This is a genomic window from Stutzerimonas chloritidismutans, from assembly GCF_038562055.1.
Lineage (GTDB): Bacteria > Pseudomonadota > Gammaproteobacteria > Pseudomonadales > Pseudomonadaceae > Stutzerimonas > Stutzerimonas chloritidismutans_A.
The window spans coordinates 48,916-65,650 of the sequence record NZ_JBCFXD010000007.1 but is presented as its reverse complement, the minus strand read 5'-3'; the positions used below and the strand labels follow the sequence as shown (position 1 = coordinate 65,650).

At 60.1% G+C, this 16,735-nt stretch carries 17 protein-coding genes; 11 read left to right on the top strand and 6 right to left on the bottom strand.

All coding sequences use genetic code 11. The features are described from left to right. Positions 1–24: 24 nt before the first annotated feature. Genes AAGW23_RS12455 through AAGW23_RS12425 form a run of 7 tightly spaced genes read left to right on the top strand, consistent with a single transcriptional unit; the run spans position 25 to position 6,773 of the window. Positions 25–702: an amino acid ABC transporter permease gene (locus tag AAGW23_RS12455; protein WP_342406800.1), complete on the top strand. Its 678-nt coding sequence runs from the start codon at positions 25–27 to the stop codon at positions 700–702. Continuing rightward, positions 699–1,433 carry an amino acid ABC transporter ATP-binding protein gene (locus AAGW23_RS12450; RefSeq protein ID WP_342406799.1) on the top strand — a complete coding sequence of 245 codons (735 nt, stop codon included), beginning with the start codon at positions 699–701 and terminating at the stop codon, positions 1,431–1,433. Before AAGW23_RS12455 ends, AAGW23_RS12450 begins: the two co-directional genes overlap by 4 nt. Before the next feature lie 14 nt (positions 1,434–1,447). Continuing rightward, a complete protein-coding gene (locus tag AAGW23_RS12445; protein ID WP_342406798.1) occupies positions 1,448–2,692 on the top strand; it encodes a cysteine desulfurase-like protein in 1,245 nt (414 codons plus the stop codon). 36 nt (positions 2,693–2,728) lie between these two features. Continuing rightward, positions 2,729–3,601 (top strand): MurR/RpiR family transcriptional regulator, encoded by an 873-nt coding sequence (locus tag AAGW23_RS12440; RefSeq protein WP_342406797.1) that lies wholly within the window; start codon positions 2,729–2,731, stop codon positions 3,599–3,601. A gap of 41 nt (positions 3,602–3,642) precedes the next feature. Then, positions 3,643–4,539 carry an allantoinase PuuE gene (locus AAGW23_RS12435; RefSeq protein ID WP_342406796.1) on the top strand — a complete coding sequence of 299 codons (897 nt, stop codon included), beginning with the start codon at positions 3,643–3,645 and terminating at the stop codon, positions 4,537–4,539. Positions 4,540–4,590: 51 nt separating this feature from the next. Further along, on the top strand, positions 4,591–6,027 hold the full coding sequence (hydA, locus tag AAGW23_RS12430) for a dihydropyrimidinase (protein WP_342406795.1): 1,437 nt from the start codon (positions 4,591–4,593) through the stop codon (positions 6,025–6,027). Beyond that, positions 6,024–6,773: a fumarylacetoacetate hydrolase family protein gene (locus AAGW23_RS12425; protein ID WP_342406794.1), complete on the top strand. Its 750-nt coding sequence runs from the start codon at positions 6,024–6,026 to the stop codon at positions 6,771–6,773. Before hydA ends, AAGW23_RS12425 begins: the two co-directional genes overlap by 4 nt. A 203-nt stretch (positions 6,774–6,976) precedes the next feature. On the opposite strand, the gene AAGW23_RS12420 is transcribed toward AAGW23_RS12425, so the two are convergent. The 4 genes from AAGW23_RS12420 to AAGW23_RS12405 form a co-directional block, all read right to left on the bottom strand. After that, complete coding sequence (locus AAGW23_RS12420; protein WP_342406793.1) at positions 6,977–8,011, bottom strand: NADP-dependent oxidoreductase; 1,035 nt, start codon at positions 8,009–8,011, stop codon at positions 6,977–6,979. 169 nt (positions 8,012–8,180) lie between these two features. Then, positions 8,181–8,513, bottom strand: coding sequence for a hypothetical protein (locus tag AAGW23_RS12415; RefSeq protein WP_342406792.1), 333 nt, complete (start codon positions 8,511–8,513; stop codon positions 8,181–8,183). 343 nt (positions 8,514–8,856) lie between these two features. Continuing rightward, positions 8,857–9,177 carry a hypothetical protein gene (locus tag AAGW23_RS12410; protein WP_342406791.1) on the bottom strand — a complete coding sequence of 107 codons (321 nt, stop codon included), beginning with the start codon at positions 9,175–9,177 and terminating at the stop codon, positions 8,857–8,859. 86 nt (positions 9,178–9,263) lie between these two features. Then, positions 9,264–9,617, bottom strand: a complete 354-nt coding sequence (locus tag AAGW23_RS12405) for a hypothetical protein (RefSeq protein WP_342406790.1) — start codon at positions 9,615–9,617, stop codon at positions 9,264–9,266. Positions 9,618–10,001: 384 nt separating this feature from the next. On the opposite strand from AAGW23_RS12405, the gene rfbD reads away from it, so the two are divergent. Both rfbD and AAGW23_RS12395 read left to right on the top strand, forming a co-directional pair. Then, positions 10,002–12,047 carry a dTDP-4-dehydrorhamnose reductase gene (gene rfbD, locus AAGW23_RS12400; protein WP_342406789.1) on the top strand — a complete coding sequence of 682 codons (2,046 nt, stop codon included), beginning with the start codon at positions 10,002–10,004 and terminating at the stop codon, positions 12,045–12,047. Between the two features lie 119 nt (positions 12,048–12,166). Next, on the top strand, positions 12,167–13,330 hold the full coding sequence (locus tag AAGW23_RS12395) for an NAD(P)-dependent oxidoreductase (protein ID WP_342406788.1): 1,164 nt from the start codon (positions 12,167–12,169) through the stop codon (positions 13,328–13,330). A gap of 200 nt (positions 13,331–13,530) precedes the next feature. Here AAGW23_RS12395 and AAGW23_RS12390 read toward each other — a convergent pair whose 3' ends face one another. Together AAGW23_RS12390 and AAGW23_RS12385 are read right to left on the bottom strand one after the other, a co-directional pair. Next, positions 13,531–13,740: a hypothetical protein gene (locus tag AAGW23_RS12390; protein ID WP_342406787.1), complete on the bottom strand. Its 210-nt coding sequence runs from the start codon at positions 13,738–13,740 to the stop codon at positions 13,531–13,533. A gap of 227 nt (positions 13,741–13,967) precedes the next feature. Beyond that, positions 13,968–14,336: a DUF2892 domain-containing protein gene (locus AAGW23_RS12385; RefSeq protein WP_342406786.1), complete on the bottom strand. Its 369-nt coding sequence runs from the start codon at positions 14,334–14,336 to the stop codon at positions 13,968–13,970. Positions 14,337–14,972: 636 nt separating this feature from the next. Between AAGW23_RS12385 and hppD the strand changes: the two genes are divergently transcribed. Beyond that, positions 14,973–16,052 carry a 4-hydroxyphenylpyruvate dioxygenase gene (gene hppD / locus AAGW23_RS12380; protein WP_342406785.1) on the top strand — a complete coding sequence of 360 codons (1,080 nt, stop codon included), beginning with the start codon at positions 14,973–14,975 and terminating at the stop codon, positions 16,050–16,052. Between the two features lie 300 nt (positions 16,053–16,352). Beyond that, a complete protein-coding gene (locus AAGW23_RS12375; RefSeq protein WP_342406784.1) occupies positions 16,353–16,709 on the top strand; it encodes a hypothetical protein in 357 nt (118 codons plus the stop codon). Positions 16,710–16,735: the final 26 nt, after the last annotated feature.

Sequence of the window (16,735 nt, the reverse complement as noted above, 5' to 3'; positions counted from 1 at the left end):
TCACAACCCGCAACGGAACCGCAAATGGATCTGCTCGATACGTTTTTTAACTGGAACGTCCTGGTCGCCTCACTCCCCCTGATGTTGCGAGGGTTGGGCGTGACCATAATGCTTGGCTTGACCAGCATCCTGCTGGGGTTGGTCGGCGGCCTGGCGCTGGCTTTGGTGCGGCTCTACGGGGTCTCGCCTCTGCGCATCGCGGCAAAGATCTACATTGATACCCTGCGCTCGATTCCGCTGCTGGTGCTGTTGGTGCTCATCTATTACGCGCTGCCGTTCGTGGGCATTCGACTGTCCTCGTTCGCGGCAGCCACCGCCGCACTGTCGCTGGTATCAAGCGCCTATGCGGCGGAAATCTTCCGTTCCGGTATCGAGGCAATCCCTCGCGGCCAGTTCGAGGCGTCTTTGTCGCAGGGCATGAGCTTTGTCAACACCATGCGTGATGTGATCCTCCCGCAGGCGATCCGCATCGTGTTGCCGCCTATGACCAGCAACTGCATCAACGTGATGAAAGACACCGCTCTGGCCTCCGTTGTGGCAATGCCCGATCTGCTGAAGCAGGCGACCCAGGCTCAGGCACTTTCTGCCAACCCGACACCGTTGGTGGGGGCTGCGCTGATGTATCTGCTCCTGTTACTGCCATTGGTTCAGCTGGTGGGCTGGGTGGAACGGCGCAACATGGCCGCGAGGACAGGCGAATGAGTGCATTGATCGAAGTCGAACGGTTGGGCAAGTTCTACGGCAAGTTTCAGGCATTGGCAGATATTGATCTGACCATTGAGCAGGGCGAGGTGGTGGTGATTCTGGGACCCTCCGGCTCTGGCAAATCGACACTGATCCGCTGCATCAACCTGCTGGAGGTTTACCAGCATGGCCATATCCGCTTCGCCGGTGAGCGTGTCGAGCCCGGACCCAGGCTCGCGGCCGTGCGCAGTGAGGTGGGCATGGTGTTCCAGAACTTCAATCTCTACCCGCACCTCAGTGTGATCGATAACGTGGCGCTGGCGCCGGTGCGGGTACGCGGCCTTTCCCGCATTGATGCTCGTAAACGCGCAAACGTGCTCTTGGAGCGTGTCGGCATGGCCGGTCACGCCAACAAATATCCGACCCAGCTGTCCGGCGGGCAGCAACAGCGGGTAGCTATCGCCCGCACCATGGCGATGGAGCCGCGCGCGATCCTGTTCGACGAGCCGACCTCGGCGCTAGACCCTGAAATGGTCGGCGAGGTGCTGGATGTCATGCAGACGCTCGCACGCTCGGGCGTAACCATGGTTGTGGTCACTCACGAGATGGGCTTTGCCCGCCAGGTCGCCGATCGAGTGATCTTCATGGAGAGCGGTCGCATCGTCGAACAGAACGCTCCCGAGCCCTTTTTCAACGCGCCGCAAGAGCCTCGAACCCAGGCATTTCTGCGCGCGATCCTGCCCCATTGATCTGGAGAGTCGACTTGAATTCAGCCGCAGCGCTAGACATCGCGTACGTTCGCAGCCAATTTCCCGCCCTGGCCACCGATTTTGCCTACATGGACAATGCCGGCGGCTCGGCTGTGCTGCGGGGCGTCGCGGACCGTGTGCGTGATTACCTGCTCACCAGCAGCGTGCAACTGGGCGCGTCTTATCAAGGGTCCGCCGAAGCCGGCGCCAAAGTGATCCAGGCCCGCCACGCGGTCGCCGAGCTGATCAATGCTGCGCATCCCGATGAGGTGGTGATGGGCGGTTCGACGACGCATCTGCTGCAAACTCTGGCGCGCGCCCTGGCTCCTTCCATTTCGGCCGACGATGAGATCATCGTGACCAACTGTGACCACGAGGCCAATATCGGGCCCTGGGTCTGGCTTTGCGAAACGCGTGGCGCGACGCTGCGGGTTTGGGAAGTCAACCGCGAGAGCGGCGAGTTGGAACTGGACGATCTGCAGGGGCTGCTGAGTGATCGCACCCGGCTGCTGAGCATGACCCACGCGTCAAACATTCTCGGCACGGTGAACCCTATCGAGGATGTCGCCCGTCGCGTGCACGCTGTCGGCGGCGAACTGTGCGTGGATGCGGTCGCCTATGCGCCTCATCGGCTGGTGGATGTGCAGGCCAGTGGCGCCGACTATTACGTCTACAGCTTCTACAAGACATTCGGTCCGCATTTTGCCGTGCTTTGGGGGCGTCGCGAGGCGCTGCTGGCGTTGCCCAGCCTTAACCATTACTTCATTGGGAAAACGGTGCTGCCCTACAAGTTGCAGCCCGGCAACCTCAACTATGAGCTGGCTTACGGCTGCATCGGCATCAGCGAGTACCTCAAGGACATCGGCGCTCGCCTCGGTGTGCAGGGTTCGCCGCGTGAACAGATGCAAGCCGCGTTCGATGCATTCGAGCTTCAGGAAAATCGGGTCGCCGAACGCTTGTTGAGCTTCCTGCGCGCACGCTCGGACGTACGCATCATCGGCCGGCCAACAGTGCACGGGCGGGTGCCTACCATCAGCTTTGTCTTGGACGGCGTGCAATCGGAAGCCATCGTCAAGCAAGTCGATCACCATGGTATTGGCATTCGCTTCGGCGATTTTTATGCGAAGCGGCTGATCGAGCACCTTGGCCTGGACAAGATGGGCGGCGTGGTTAGGGTCTCACTCGCGCACTACAACACGCTGGAAGAGATCGATCGGCTTATCGACGCACTGACGCAGGCAATCGACGCCGCGCGCTGATAGCGTGTGCCCTTTTTTATCCTAGAGCCGCTTTGCATGAACCTTCCCACGACCCTTGCAGAACTTCGCGAAGCGATTGCCGCCCAGCAGGATCGCCTCACAGCGCGCCAGCGAGACGCCGCGCGCTATCTAGTGGAGAACCCGCACGACGCGGCGTTGAACACCATTGCCGAGCTTGCCCGGCGTTCCGAGATCGCCTCCTCGGCGTTCATCCGTTTGGCGCAAACGCTGGGCTTCGGCGGGTTCAAGGAACTGCAGCGTCTGTTCCGTGAACCGCTGCAGGGCGGCAATGCACGCAACAGCGAGCGTATCCGCCACCATGGTGGTGAGCAGCTGCTCGAAGACCCGACAGATGTTGGCGGCATCCTGCGTGAGTTCAGCCGGGCCAACATCGTCTCGTTGGAGCACTTGGCCGAAGGCGCAGGTCAGGCCAGCATCGAAGACGCTATCGCTCACCTTCAGCGGGCGCGCACTACCTTCGTTCTCGGCCTGCGTCGGGCCTTTCCGGTGGCGGCGTACCTCAGTTACGCACTCAGCCGGGTAGGCCGTCGCTCCGTACATATCAGCGGTGCCGGCGGCACGCTGGCAGAGCAGGTCGGGGCGGTTGCCGATGACGATCTGCTGGTTGCCATCAGCTTCCCGCCCTATGCCAAGGACACCGTGGAAGCCTGTCGCCAGGCCACGGCCCGTGGCGTGCCGCTGGTGGCGATTACCGATAGCGTGCTGAGCCCCATCGCCCAGAGCGCAGCAACGGTGATCGAAGTCAGCGACGCGGAGCTGCTCGGGTTCCGCTCGCTGACCGCGTCCTTCTGCATTGCCCAGACTCTGACCATGGGCCTGGCTTTCCGTGACTGGCAATCGAGCACGGGCGGCTTGAGCCACGATCGCCTGGAAGACATCGACTGCTAGCCGAACCGCTTGCTCACATTCAAACACCCCCTGGAGTTTTCATGACTGCACCGCGTCGCGACCTGGTTGGCTACGGCAGGCAACGGCCTCAAGGCACTTGGCCAAACGGGGCCCGGCTGGCCATTAGCCTGGTGATCAATTACGAAGAGGGCTCGGAGCGGTCGCTTGCTCTGGGCGATCCGGATCAGGAGACGATGACCGAATGGGGCAGCTACGCCATACCCGCCGGGACCCGTAATCTCGCCATGGAATCAATGTACGAATACGGCTCGCGGGTAGGCATCTGGAGGATTCTCGATCTGCTTGACGTGGCTTCTGTGCGCTCGACCTTTCATGCCTGTGCGCTGGCATTCGAGCAAAATCCGGAGGTCGCCCGCGCGGCCGTGGCTGGCGGTCACGAGATCTGCAGCCATGGCTACCGTTGGGAGGAAGTGTTTCGCCTCACCGAGGCCGAGGAGCGCGAGCACATGCGCATGGCCATCGAGTCGTTCGAGCGCACCTGCGGCAAGCGTCCGGTCGGTTGGTACTGCCGCTACGGGGCGAGTATCCACACCCGTCGCCTGGTGGTGGAAGAGGGCGGGTTCCTCTACGACTCCGATGCCTACAACGACGATGTGCCCTATTTCGTCGAGGTTGATAACACGCAGCATCTGGTCGTGCCTTATACGGCTGACGTGAATGATTTCCGCTATTGGAATTCGCCTGGCCTGGCCCAGGCTTCGGATTTTTTCGAGTACATGCGTGAGAGCTTCGACGTGCTTTACGAGGAGGCCGCCAGCGGTCCGCGAATGATGTCGGTTGGCTTGCATCCGCGAATGGTTGGACGCCCGGGGCGCGTGCGTGCGATCAAACGCTTCATCGAGTACGCCCAACAGCACGGTGATGTCTGGTTCGCAACCCGCGAGGACATCGCTCGGGCCTGGCTGTCACGCGGTTAACCCGCTGTCGTCTATTTGAATCTTGCAAGCGGCCGTGCCGCGGGAGTGCTCATGGGTCCATTTGACCTGATCGTTCGCAATGCGAAGGCTGTCACGGCGGCCGATGTTTTTACCTGTGACATCGGCATCCGCGACGGTCGCATCGTGGCCATGGCCGAAGGCCTTGAGGGCGCGGCCCGCGAGATCGACGCCGCGGGTCGACACGTTACGCCCGGCGGGATAGACAGCCACATCCATCTGGATCAGCCGACCGGCGACGGCTCGGTCATGGCCGACGACTTTCTTAGTGGCACGCGGTCTGCGGCGTGTGGCGGGACGACGACGGTGATCCCATTCGCTTGCCAACAAAAAGGCGGCACCCTGCGTGAGGCGGTGGATGACTATCACCGTCGCGCAGAAGGCAAACCGCTGATCGATTATGCCTTCCATCTGATCGTCACTGATCCCACACCTGAAGTGCTGACAACGGAGCTGCCGCAGCTGATTGCCGAGGGCTACACCTCGTTCAAGCTGTACATGACCTACGACGCGTTGAAGCTCGATGATCGGCAGATACTCGACACGCTTAGCCTGGCCCGGCGTGAGGGCGCCATGGTGATGCTGCATGCGGAGAACCGTGACTGCATTGCCTGGCTCACCGAAAAGCTGCTGGCGGCCGGGCACACCGCGCCGCGCTTTCATGCCAGTTCGCGCCCCATGCTCGTTGAGCGCGAGGCTACCCACCGGGCCATTGCATTGGCTGAGCTGATCGATGTACCGATTCTGATTGTGCACGTGTCGGGCCGTGAGGCGCTCGAGCAGATTCGCCGGGCGCAAGGGCTGGGCTTGAAGATCTACGCGGAGACCTGTCCGCAGTACCTGTTCCTGACTGCCGACTCGCTCGGCTGTGATGAGGGGTTCGAAGGGGCAAAATGCATCTGCAGCCCGCCACCGCGGGATGCCGCGAACCAGCAGGTCATCTGGGATGGCCTGGAGAATGGCAGTTTCGCGGTGCTCTCGTCCGACCATGCGCCATTTCGCTTCGACGGCCCCGACGGCAAGCGTGCGCATGGCGTAAACGCGTCTTTCGATCAGATTGCCAACGGTATTCCCGGCGTTGAGACACGGATGGCGCTGCTCTGGTCCGAAGGCGTGTGCACGGGCCGGATCACACCGCAGCGATTTGTCGACCTCACTTCGACCCAAGCCGCCCGGCTGTACGGCCTTTATCCACGCAAAGGGACCCTGGCGATAGGGAGCGATGCGGATCTGGTGATCTGGGACGAAAACCTGGAGCTGATCCTGGACAACGCCATGTTGCACCACAACGTGGATTACACCCCTTACGCCGGTCGCCGGCTCACGGCCTGGCCGGCGCTGACGCTTTCGCGCGGAGAAGTGGTGTGGGACGGCACGCCGCAAGGCACTCTCGGGCGCGGTCAGTTTCTTCCCTGCGACCGGCCGGCGCCGGCCATGGCGAGGCGGCGCCATAGCGAGCTGCCGCTGTGAGTCCCGACTCGTCAGTCGCCGGATTTGCCGAACGACTGCGCCATGCACGACTGACCGGAGAGTTGGTTTACGGCGATATTCGTTTGACCAGTACAGAGCAGGCATACGCCGTACAGGCCCTCGTGGCGCAACAGCTCGGTTGGTTCAAGGAGGGTCGGCCGCGCCACTGGAAGTTGGGTGGCAGTCCGTCCGCGGGGGCATGTGCTGCGGCGGTTGCCGACGACGATGTTCATCCATCCGGCTGGCAGACGCGGCCTACGGTGCTCGGATTCGAGGCTGAACTGGCAGTCCGGTTGGCGCGCGACCTGCCTGCAGGTTCGACCCTCGCACAGGCGAGGGCAGCGGTGGACGCCTGGCTGCCCTGCACCGAGGTATGTGCCAGCCGTTTTGCCCAGGCGACTGGTGATGCGCTGTTGCAACTGGCCGACCAACAACTGAACCAGTCTCTGGTGCTGGGCGAGCCGCTGACGCTAGCCGAGGGTGTCGACTGGACAAGGCTTGGCGTATCGCTCGAGGCTGATGGCCACGGGTTGCTGAAGCAGTCCGGTGGTCATCCATGGGGTGACCCGTTGGCTGCCTTGCCGTGGCTTGCCAACCATGCCGCGCACCACGCCGACGGTCTGCGCGCGGGCGACACGATCGCCACCGGTAGCTGGGTCGGACTGTTTCCGGTGCTGCCGGGGGCGACTGTGCGCATTGTGTACGAAGGGGTTGGCGAGGTTCAGGTGGGCTTCACCCATCGGTAAACCGCAGCGCGCGCTGAGTACCCTTACTGTTGGTGGATTTCATGCGAGCTTGGCACGAATCGTGCGGGCGCCTGGAGATCAGCACAACCAAGCCCCGTGCCATGAACGGCAGCGCGCTTGGTGTGTTTCAATCTTGAACGGCTATGCCTGGTGTGCCGGGATATACGTGGGTGTGCCAAGCACGGCGCGAAAAACGAAACCGATCACGCCTCTCCAACCTGCACCACCACCTTGCCGAAGTTCTTCCCTTCGAGCAGTCCAATGAATGCTTCCGGTGCGTTTTCCAACCCTTGAACGACGTGCTCGCGGTATTTGATCTTGCCCTCGGAGTACCAGGCGCTCATGTCGCGGGCAAACTCGTCATAGCGATGGCCGTAATCATTAAAGATGATGAAGCCCTGCATGCGCATGCGTTTCTTCAATAGGGTGTCGAGCAGCAGTGGCAAGCGATCCGGGCCATCCGGCAGATCGGTGCTGTTGTACTGAGCTACAACGCCGCAGATCGGCACCCGGGCGCAGGTGTTGAGCAGCGGCAGCACCGCATCGAACACCTTACCGCCGACGTTCTCGAAGTAGACGTCAATGCCGTCCTGGCAGTGTTGGGCCAGCTGTTGCGGAAAATCATTGGCTCGGTGATCGACACAGGCATCGAAGCCGAGTGTTTCGACAGCATGCCGGCATTTTTCAGCGCCGCCAGCGATACCCACGACGCGACAGCCTTTCAGCTTGCCGATCTGTCCGACGGTGGCGCCGACGGGGCCGGTGGCCGCTGCCACCACCAACGTCTCCCCGGCCTTCGGCTGGCCAATGTCGAGAAGCCCCATGTAAGCGGTGAAACCCGGCATGCCCAGTACACCAAGCGCGTGAGACGGATGCGCCATATCAGGGTCGAGCTTGATCAGCCCTTGTCCGGCAGACAGGGCATAGTCCTGCCAGCCATTGCCGCTTAGGACCCAGTCACCTGGCTGATAGTCAGGGTGACGTGACTCGACGACCCGGCAAACCGTGCCGCCAACCATCACATCGCCCACTTCCATGGGGGGCGCGTAGGAAGGCCCGGCACTCATGCGGCCGCGCATATAGGGATCAAGCGAGAGATAAACCGTACGCAGCAACAGCTCCCCGTTGTCGGGAGTAGGGACCGCACCGTTATCAAGGTGGAAATTATCCGGCGTGGGCGCACCGTGAGGACGCGAAGCGAGGCGGATGCTGCGATTGAGTTGCGACTGCTGTGGCATCGAGGTTCTCCCATGTTTGATCAGCGGATCAAATTGGGAGCTCGTCTCGCGCGGGACGTTCCATCGTATGGGCAGCGACCTGCTATCTCGCTGGCGGTGAAACCACGGTTTGATACAACCGCCCCCGTGAGGGAGCGGCTACACCGCAATGCACGCTCGAACCATGGCGTCAGAGGTCGAGCCAGCCTTCGTTTTCAGAATCTTCGCGGAACCGGTTGTACTCGTCTTCGTTCCAGTCGCCGCTCTTGTCGCGGTCGTAGGTGTTGTACACGCCCTGACCATACTCATCATTGGTAAGTACCCCGTCCCGGTCCGCGTCCCAGCGCGAAAACATGCCATCGTTATCGAAGCGAGTACCCCACTCGTTGTAGTCCACGGAGCCGGACCTGTCGGCGTCCCAGGCGTTGTAGTCCATATCCGCTGCGTAGGCCATGACCGAGCCGCCTGCAAGGGCCGCCGCTACAGCGAGACCGCCGACTGTTTTTTGCCATTTGATGTTCATGCTGCTTCTCCTCCGCAAATTTCCGGGTAGTCATCACCAGAGGATGGCGCTGACATTAATTTCGTAACCAGTGAGCAGACAGAGTTCTGGCAAAGCGCCGGTTACCGACCCACGGCTGTGCCGTGGCCAATTGAAGCATCCAGCGCGATTGCTGTACGCCACGCCAGAAAGTGAAGGGGAGGTACTGCCAGAACGCTCAGCGAAAAACCAGGCGAACGATCAGGGTCGGTGCTGCGCGGGCGCGCTTATCCGGTAAGGCCGAATGGTTGTATCACCCGGCCTATTGCCGCGGTCTTGGCGGGATCTGTAGGCGGCAGAGAACATAGTGTCCAGACCCTGGCTGCTATTCAATTTCTCCCGGTGTAGCGGAGTAGTGCGCCGGGTCCTTTGTCACCGTGTCCTGCTCAGTGCGATGCATGTTGCGGTTGGGCACGCTGTCGTTCTCAGGCAGGCCTTTAACGACACGGCCATCCTCCGTGACGATTTGCCCCTGATCGTTGTGGTGGGTTTCGAGCTTTTTCATCGGAGCGGGCGTACCCATTGGGCTTGGACGTGACCCGGTATCGTCTTGCGGCGTGCCAGCTGGCCACTGTGCCAGGGCCGGTTGGGCGGCGCTCGCCAGTAAAGTGGCCAACGTCAACGACATTAGAAGGGATCTGTTCATAACAGTCTCCTGATCTGCCTGTTCGGCAGATTGGTGGTTTGGGGCCGTCCAGGCAGACGGTCCATGGTCGTGCAGGCTCAATGCGACTAAGCGCCCTCGGGCTGACACACCAACAACGCAATGGGCCCTCCACTCGAATATTTGCCGGGTACCCTCGCCACGGCTTGTTCGTTTGGGCTTATCGACATCGCTGGCGTCGCCGTCATCACGGTTTCTTCCGGCAGCGCATGGAACTGGCACGACGCAACTTCCGGGCTGCGATTGGTTATCTTGATCGCTGGAACGCCGCGCAGATCAACGTCGTCCGAGGATGCCTCCGGCACTCCGAGTTCTTCAATCTCGAGGTTCATACCGTTCAAGCGGGTAACAACTAGCGGCTCCTGGGCGAACGCAGGCAGAGCAAACGCCAAACTGATCAATGCTGATAGAGGTCTATGCATTCTGCTTCTCCGTTTTGGTGACTTATTCATGTGAACAGGGCGGGCACGGCGAGTTCGGGCATTCAATCGAGCCTTCCAGCAGGTCGTTCGAATCAGCCCGTGAAGGGCCGCTTCGGATGGCCTGTCATTGATCCAGCTAAGGTAGTTCGCACCACGCCGGGCGTTAGGAATGGCGGTGCATAGGGACGTACTTCACTCAAGCCAGCCGGGGGCCTGCGGCGGGCCACATCTTGTTGCAATTCACTGAACCCCTTTCCTCTTCTTAGGTCAGAGCTGAGCGTCGCGGCTCAAGGCTGTTCCACAGCGCAGCGCACCCTGCCGCCAGGTCAGCAAGTCGTCTACCAGGTCGTAGTTTCCCCTTTATTAATGTTGCTGAGCGCGCCAATGGATAAGATCTACGCCGTCGTACTGTCTTATAAACGCAAGGATTTGCTTAAGCGCTGTCTGGATGGAATCGGTGCCCAGAGCCGCCCCTGCGACGCCGTTATCGTGGTCGACAACGCCAGCAACGATGGGACCGAGGAGATGTTGCTCGAGTCGAACATCGCCAATCTCAAGGTCTATGTACTGTCCCAAAACACCGGTGCATCAGGTGGTTTCAGTGCCGGGTTTCGCATCGCTTATCAGCAGGGAGCTGACTTCGTCTGGATGATGGACGATGACGTCATTCCCGAACCCGATGCGCTGGAACAATTGCTTGAGGCGGATCAGCGACTCGCTGAGCGCAAACAGCCCCGTGCTTTCCTGTTATCGATGGCCTTTACCGAGGCGGGGTTGCTGACCAACGTGCCGCGAATCGATGAGCGTACCAACGCCATCGATTACGAAAACTGGCCTACGTTGCTGGATATCGGGGTGGTGCCGGTGCGACCCGCTACCTACGTATCGATTCTGGTGCCGCGAAAATCGTTGGCTCAGCACGGTTTGCCCCTGGCCCCCATGTTCATGTGGGGGGACGACACCGAGTTTACCTTGCGTATCAGCCAGCACACGCCCGGTTACCTTGTCGCCGCGAGCAGGGTTCTGCACTTGCGACGCGCCAGCGGCACGATCGATATCCTGCGCGAGCCTGACCCCAGCCGGATTGCGCTGCACCGGCATCTGGTGCGAAACGAAATTTTTGTGGCACGCCGATACTTCCGCAAACGCCGCGTAGTGGGCCTATATACCTCGCGTCTGAACCTGGTTGCGGCAATGCTTCTGCGAGGACAGTTCGCCAAAGCACGCATCATTCTTTCCGGTCTGGTTGAAAGTCTCAGCTTCTCGCCGTCCGCTGAGTCGGCCGATGCGCCGGTTGAGGCGCTGGGGGTGACCGTGCGTGAGTTGCTCCCAAAGCGGTCAGACCTTGCAAGTGAAGCAACCTCGCCGCCGGACGCCGCCCATTCAGTGGATAGTTGCGCCGAAAAACCAGCTGAAGAGCGGCAATCCAACCTGCGGATTTTGGTTTGCGGCGCTGAAGGGCAGGTCGGCTACTGCCTGATCAATCAGGCCGCGAGCTTCGGCTTGGAAGCCATAGGCCTGTCTCGCCAGGCGTTGGACATCACCAATGCGGAGCAGGTGTGCGAGGCCATAGATCGTCACAAACCGGCGCTGATCATCAACGCTGCGGCCTACACCAATCTCGATCACGCCGAAGCCGAGGTGGCCCAGGCGCAAGCAGTGAATCGAGATGGTGTAGCCAACCTGGCTGCCGCCGCCCGGCAGTTCAATATTCCCTTGTTCCATCTGTCGAGCGAATACGTCTTCTCCGGTGATGCTGACAAACCTTACCGTGAGACGGATCAGCCGACGCCCAACAGCGTATACGGCTCCACCCGTCGCGCGGGCGAGGTGGCGATCAGCCAGACGTTGGATCGCTACCTCATTCTGCGTACCAGCTGGATTTATGGGGAGCGCGGAAACAATTTCGTAAAAACGATGCTCAACCTGAGCAACAAGACAGAGGAAGTTTCTGTTGTCAGTGATCAGATAGGGTGCCCGACCCGGGCCCGTAGCGTTGCACGCGTCCTGATTGAACTGGCCTTGCGCTATTGCCGTGACGGTGACCTGGAGTGGGGGCTGTATCACTACAGCGGCGCTTCACCTTGCAGCTGGGCCGAATTTGCCACCCAGATCTTCCAGGAAGCCGAGTCGGCCGGGTTGATCGATACCGCGCCTCGTGTACTTCCGGTACCTAGTTCGAGCCTGCCTCGGGCTGCGATGCGACCTGCTTGGTCGGTGCTCGATTGTTCGCTCATTGAGGAAACTTTCGGCATTCGACCCAAGCACTGGCGCGATGAGTTGCGTCATGTGATTCGTCGAATCAGCGATATGCCGGTGGTGCCGTTCGGGCCTTCGCCAAGCCGGGTCCCGTTCAGAGCTTATCCGTTCTGCATCAAGGAACGACCTGCACAGCTGTCCACCTCCAGACGCTCGGTCGCCGGCGACTAGACTCGCATCACAAAAGAAAACCTTTTCTAAATATTACGGTCCGACGGTCAGGACTTTTTCGAAGGGATGTCGCCATGACAGACGCAGCGATTAAAAGAGTTGGTGTTTCAGGTACAGGGATGATCTCGCACTGTTTCGTTCGTCTGATCATGCAGCACTACAGCGATCTGCGAATAAGCCGCGTGTTGACCCGCAGAAACGTCGGAACACTGAGTAGTTTCCCGCTGGCCGAGGTACTGACCAACTCCATTGACGATCTCATTGCGAACTCGGATGTGATCGTTGAATGCACGGGTGATGTGTTTTTTGGTACCGAAGTGATCGAGCGTGCCTTCGAGGCAGGGGTGCCAGTCGTTACCATCAATGCCGAGCTTCAGGTCACCACTGGGTCCTACCTATCGGGCAAGGGATTCTTGACCGAAGCCGAAGGGGATCAGCCAGGCTCGCTCGCCGCGCTGCGCGAAGAGGCCTTGCAGATGGGCTTTCAGCCACTCGTGTACGGCAACATGAAGGGGTACCTGAACCACAATCCCAGTCCTGAAGACATGGCTTACTGGTCCAAGCGCCAGGGCATCAGCATTGAGCAGACCACGTCTTTCACCGATGGCACCAAGGTGCAGATCGAGCAGGTCGTGGTCGGCAACGGGTTTGGCGCGACCATCACCCGGCGCGGCCTGGAGGGGTTGGCCTCAACCGATCTCAATGTCAGTGGCAACGCTCTTGGCCTGATTGCCGAGGACGCCGGCCAGCCGATCGTCGACTACGTTCTGCCCAACGGTTATTCGGCCGGCGGCGTATTTCTGGTGTGCAGGCACGATGAAATGCAGGCGCAGGCAATCGAATACTTCAAGCTGGGCCCGGGTCCCTATTACGTGCTAACCCGCCCGTTCCACCTGTGCTCGCTCGAAGTTGGCAAGACAGTACGCCGTGTATTAGCCGGTGGTGGCGTGCTGCTAAACAATTCTGTCTCGCCCACCCTGGGTGTCGCGGCAATAGCCAAACGCACTATGAAGCCGGGAGAAGTGATCGCCCGAGGCATAGGCGGATTCGACGTTCGCGGCGAAGCGGTGAAGCTTGCCGATGAGCTTGACCACGTACCTATTGGCCTGTTGCGCAACACGGTTCTCAAACGATCGGTGGAACCTGGGCAGCTGATCACCTTCGACGACATTGAGGTTCAGCCAAGTCGGGTGCTGGATATCATTTTCCAGCAACAGCAACAAGTGCTGCAGCAGGTTCAAACAAAAGTTCAGCCAGCGATGTTGTGTCAGGCCCTGCCGTGAGAGCCCGGGACGAGGCGGAGGTGTGGGCCGACGGATACGGTTTCGTGGAGTTTCAGCGGACCGGGACCGGCCTTGTCCCATATCACCACGAATCTCGCGCAACAATCTCGCCTTTGCCAAACGCAGCGTCCGCGCCGTTGGTCGACGATAAGTCGGCCGACGACGGGGATGGTTTTACCCTGCTGGCTTGATCGGCTGACTTACACGGCTGAGTCTGGGCGCGGGCTGACTTCGGCGGTCATATTGAGAGTGTTCCAAAGGTTGCACGCCAAGCGCACCACCGCACCCCCGAATCCGCTGGCCTCTGTTCGAGCATCCTGCTCGTTGTCGAAAACCGTCAGCACGCTGCCATAGGAGTAAACAACTCCCCAGTGATTCGTGCTTTCGTTATCTGCCTTGATGAAATCCATGAACGTCTCCTTATGTCACAGGGGTGTGACAAAAATACGTCGCATAGATAGCACGGCGTCATAGCACCGACAATTGCCATTCGGCGGAGGTGCAATTAACCGCCAGACGGCAAATTGGTACCGATTTTTAAAGTGTCACAAACTCAACGCAAACACGCGCTTTCGACCGACTGCAGCAGCGAAAGCTCAACCGCTGCACCGGGTGGGAGTTCGGTGGTCGCACTCTTTCAAGAGCTGCCACGGCGCTCGCCCGGATGCGTCTCGTGGCCCATCGGCGTGGTGTCCGGAAGGGTCACACCTGGCTCGGCGAAATCGGGGCTGTGCACTTCCGAGTCCAATGGCATGTGACTGTAGCGCTGCTTGTCAGGAGAGGCCTGAAGTGGCGGCTGCTCGGTTGCTGTGAGAATACGTTTTGCCTCGCAGCGGCCGCTGATACCTCGAGCCAGAGCCATGCCACCCATTGCGAGCTGCAGCAGACCGGTGACACCGCCGCGCCGCAAACCTCGGCCCAGCATCACCAGCCCGCCCGCCACCGAGGCGCCGCGCTCCCAGCCATGCACATTTTGTGGGGCGTTCTTGTCGAATAGTCGATTCATAGTCATTCCTTTAATAGCTATCAGCCATTGAACGTGATGCCCGGTGAGGGCGATAACGGAGCCAGGAGGCGCCGATGCGGCTCCGAGAGGCTGCGCTGCCTGGCTAGCCTGTGCTGTGGTGCTATGGCTCGTTTCGTTGGTCTTAGGTTCGGCAGCAATATAGGGGAAATCGTTCGAGACTGGAGATGAGCGGTCCGACACAAGGCTTGACAGTTGGGCAAGGGTCCCGCAGATTTCGCTAAACGTAATCGAATTACGCAAAAAAATAATAGAGCGCTGCGCAGAGGCGGCGCGCCTTGCACGCAGCCATGGCAACGAATATGGATTCTTCAGTTTTCTTCCGTTTCATCGAGCCCGCTCGTCACCATAGAACTCAGGCGTCTACCCGCTGGGTGAACCTGATCGCTTCGGTTGGCCGATTGGCGGCTGGGGATACACGTCGGCCAATCCAGCCAAAGCGCAGCGCGCGGGGTAGGGCTGATACACGAATGAGCCGTTGAAATGAAGATTTTGGGCTTTCGATTGACGCTGGGCGACCATCTGGGTCGCAGTGTCCGTGGGATTTCCTGTGCGCCACCGGGTTGACCTCCGCATAACGTCAACCTCCAAACGTACCGTTATTCCAAGGAGCCAATCATGGCCGACCTGTTTGAAAACCCAATGGGCCTCATGGGCTTCGAGTTCATCGAATTTGCCTCGCCCACCCCGAACGTTATCGAGCCCGTGCTGGAAAGCATGGGCTTTACCCATGTGGCCAACCATCGTTCGAAGGACGTGGCCCTGTACCGTCAGGGCGAAATCAACGCCATCGTCAATCGCGAGGCAACGGGTCTTCCAGCCTATTTTGCGGCTGAGCACGGACCGTCCGTGTGCGGCATGGCATTCCGCGTAAAGGATGCACAGAAGGCCTACTCACGCGCCCTGGAATTGGGTGCGCAAGCCATCGAGCTGCCGACCGGCCCGATGGAACTGCGCCTGCCAGCGATCAAGGGCATTGGCGGCGCGCCGCTGTATCTGATCGACCGCTTTGGTGAGGGCAGCTCGATCTATGACATCGATTTCGTATTCCTCGAAGGCGTCGAGCGTCATCCAGTCGGAGCGGGCCTGAAGCTCATCGATCACCTGACCCACAACGTGTACCGCGGCCGTATGGCCTATTGGGCGGACTTCTACGAGAAGCTGTTCAACTTCCGTGAAATCCGCTACTTCGACATCAAGGGTGAGTACACCGGCCTGACGTCGAAGGCCATGACTGCCCCGGACGGCATGATCCGCATCCCGCTCAACGAAGAGTCGTCGAAGGGCGCGGGGCAGATCGAGGAATTCCTCATGCAGTTCAACGGCGAGGGCATTCAGCACGTCGCCTTCCTGACCGACAACCTGATTGAAACCTGGGACAAGCTGAAGGCTGGCGGCACAGTCTTCATGACCGCACCGCCGGAAACCTATTACCAGATGCTTGAAGAGCGGTTGCCCAACCACGGTGAACCTGTGGAAGAACTCAAGTCGCGGGGCATCCTGCTCGATGGCGCTGAGGAGGACGGCGAGCAGCGTCTGCTGCTGCAGATCTTCTCTGGCACGGTGTTGGGCCCGGTATTCTTCGAGTTCATCCAGCGCAAGGGTGACAGTGGGTTTGGCGAAGGCAACTTCAAGGCGCTGTTCGAATCCATCGAGCGTGATCAGATCCAACGCGGAGTGCTGAGCACCACCGAGTAACTGCCGAAACGGCAACCGGCTCCGGTTGCCGAATCTATCAATCGGTTTGCTTGATGGCCGTTCGAGAGCACCATAAGGGCACCAGCTGATGTTGGTGCCGCTTTGGTCGAGTTGCCTCCTCCCAGTATCGAAACGGCTCTGCGACGCGGACCTGTCATAGCGGCGAAGCCAGCTGAGACCCGGCGCGTGTCGCCCTCGATCATGCTCAGGCTTCGGGCACAGCTTGTTTGCTATCACCAGCGTGCGCCGCGACCGATTGTCTTATTGATCGCTTATGCGCTGCCGCTTAGGCTTAAGCCCATGACCGTTAACATGCGCTCCTTCCTTATCCTGCTGCTGGCACTTACGCTTCCGATCAATGGGATGGCGCAACTGCTCATGCCGGCGGGATCGTCAGTGCATCACGCGATGGCTGATATAGAGCACATGGATGGAATAGTCGGCATGGACGGTGCCGAGGATGATTGCCACACGGGGCGCGATCAAGGCAAAGCAACCCTGTGTAAGACCGGACAGGAATGCAAAACCGCCAGCCTCCTTCAGATTGTTGCTGTGAAGGCGAATGTGATCCCGGCAGCCAAGCCTGTGTCCGCACCCTATAACGACCTGATGCCTTCCCGTCTTCTGGATGCCGTCTGGCACCCACCCCGCGTCTGATTCCGATCAAATTCTAGAAATCCGTC

Excerpts from the sequence above, each read along its gene's own strand:
- AAGW23_RS12455 (WP_342406800.1), top strand. The coding sequence starts at position 25 with ATGGATCTGCTCGATACGTTTTTTAACTGGAACGTCCTGGTCGCCTCA.
- AAGW23_RS12450 (WP_342406799.1), top strand. The coding sequence starts at position 699 with ATGAGTGCATTGATCGAAGTCGAACGGTTGGGCAAGTTCTACGGCAAG.
- AAGW23_RS12440 (WP_342406797.1), top strand. The coding sequence starts at position 2,729 with ATGAACCTTCCCACGACCCTTGCAGAACTTCGCGAAGCGATTGCCGCC.
- AAGW23_RS12435 (WP_342406796.1), top strand. The coding sequence starts at position 3,643 with ATGACTGCACCGCGTCGCGACCTGGTTGGCTACGGCAGGCAACGGCCT.
- hydA (WP_342406795.1), top strand. The coding sequence starts at position 4,591 with ATGGGTCCATTTGACCTGATCGTTCGCAATGCGAAGGCTGTCACGGCG.
- AAGW23_RS12420 (WP_342406793.1), bottom strand. The coding sequence starts at position 8,011 with ATGCCACAGCAGTCGCAACTCAATCGCAGCATCCGCCTCGCTTCGCGT.
- AAGW23_RS12415 (WP_342406792.1), bottom strand. The coding sequence starts at position 8,513 with ATGAACATCAAATGGCAAAAAACAGTCGGCGGTCTCGCTGTAGCGGCG.
- AAGW23_RS12410 (WP_342406791.1), bottom strand. The coding sequence starts at position 9,177 with ATGAACAGATCCCTTCTAATGTCGTTGACGTTGGCCACTTTACTGGCG.
- AAGW23_RS12405 (WP_342406790.1), bottom strand. The coding sequence starts at position 9,617 with ATGCATAGACCTCTATCAGCATTGATCAGTTTGGCGTTTGCTCTGCCT.
- rfbD (WP_342406789.1), top strand. The coding sequence starts at position 10,002 with ATGGATAAGATCTACGCCGTCGTACTGTCTTATAAACGCAAGGATTTG.
- AAGW23_RS12395 (WP_342406788.1), top strand. The coding sequence starts at position 12,167 with ATGATCTCGCACTGTTTCGTTCGTCTGATCATGCAGCACTACAGCGAT.
- AAGW23_RS12390 (WP_342406787.1), bottom strand. The coding sequence starts at position 13,740 with ATGGATTTCATCAAGGCAGATAACGAAAGCACGAATCACTGGGGAGTT.
- AAGW23_RS12385 (WP_342406786.1), bottom strand. The coding sequence starts at position 14,336 with ATGAATCGACTATTCGACAAGAACGCCCCACAAAATGTGCATGGCTGG.
- hppD (WP_342406785.1), top strand. The coding sequence starts at position 14,973 with ATGGCCGACCTGTTTGAAAACCCAATGGGCCTCATGGGCTTCGAGTTC.
- AAGW23_RS12375 (WP_342406784.1), top strand. The coding sequence starts at position 16,353 with ATGACCGTTAACATGCGCTCCTTCCTTATCCTGCTGCTGGCACTTACG.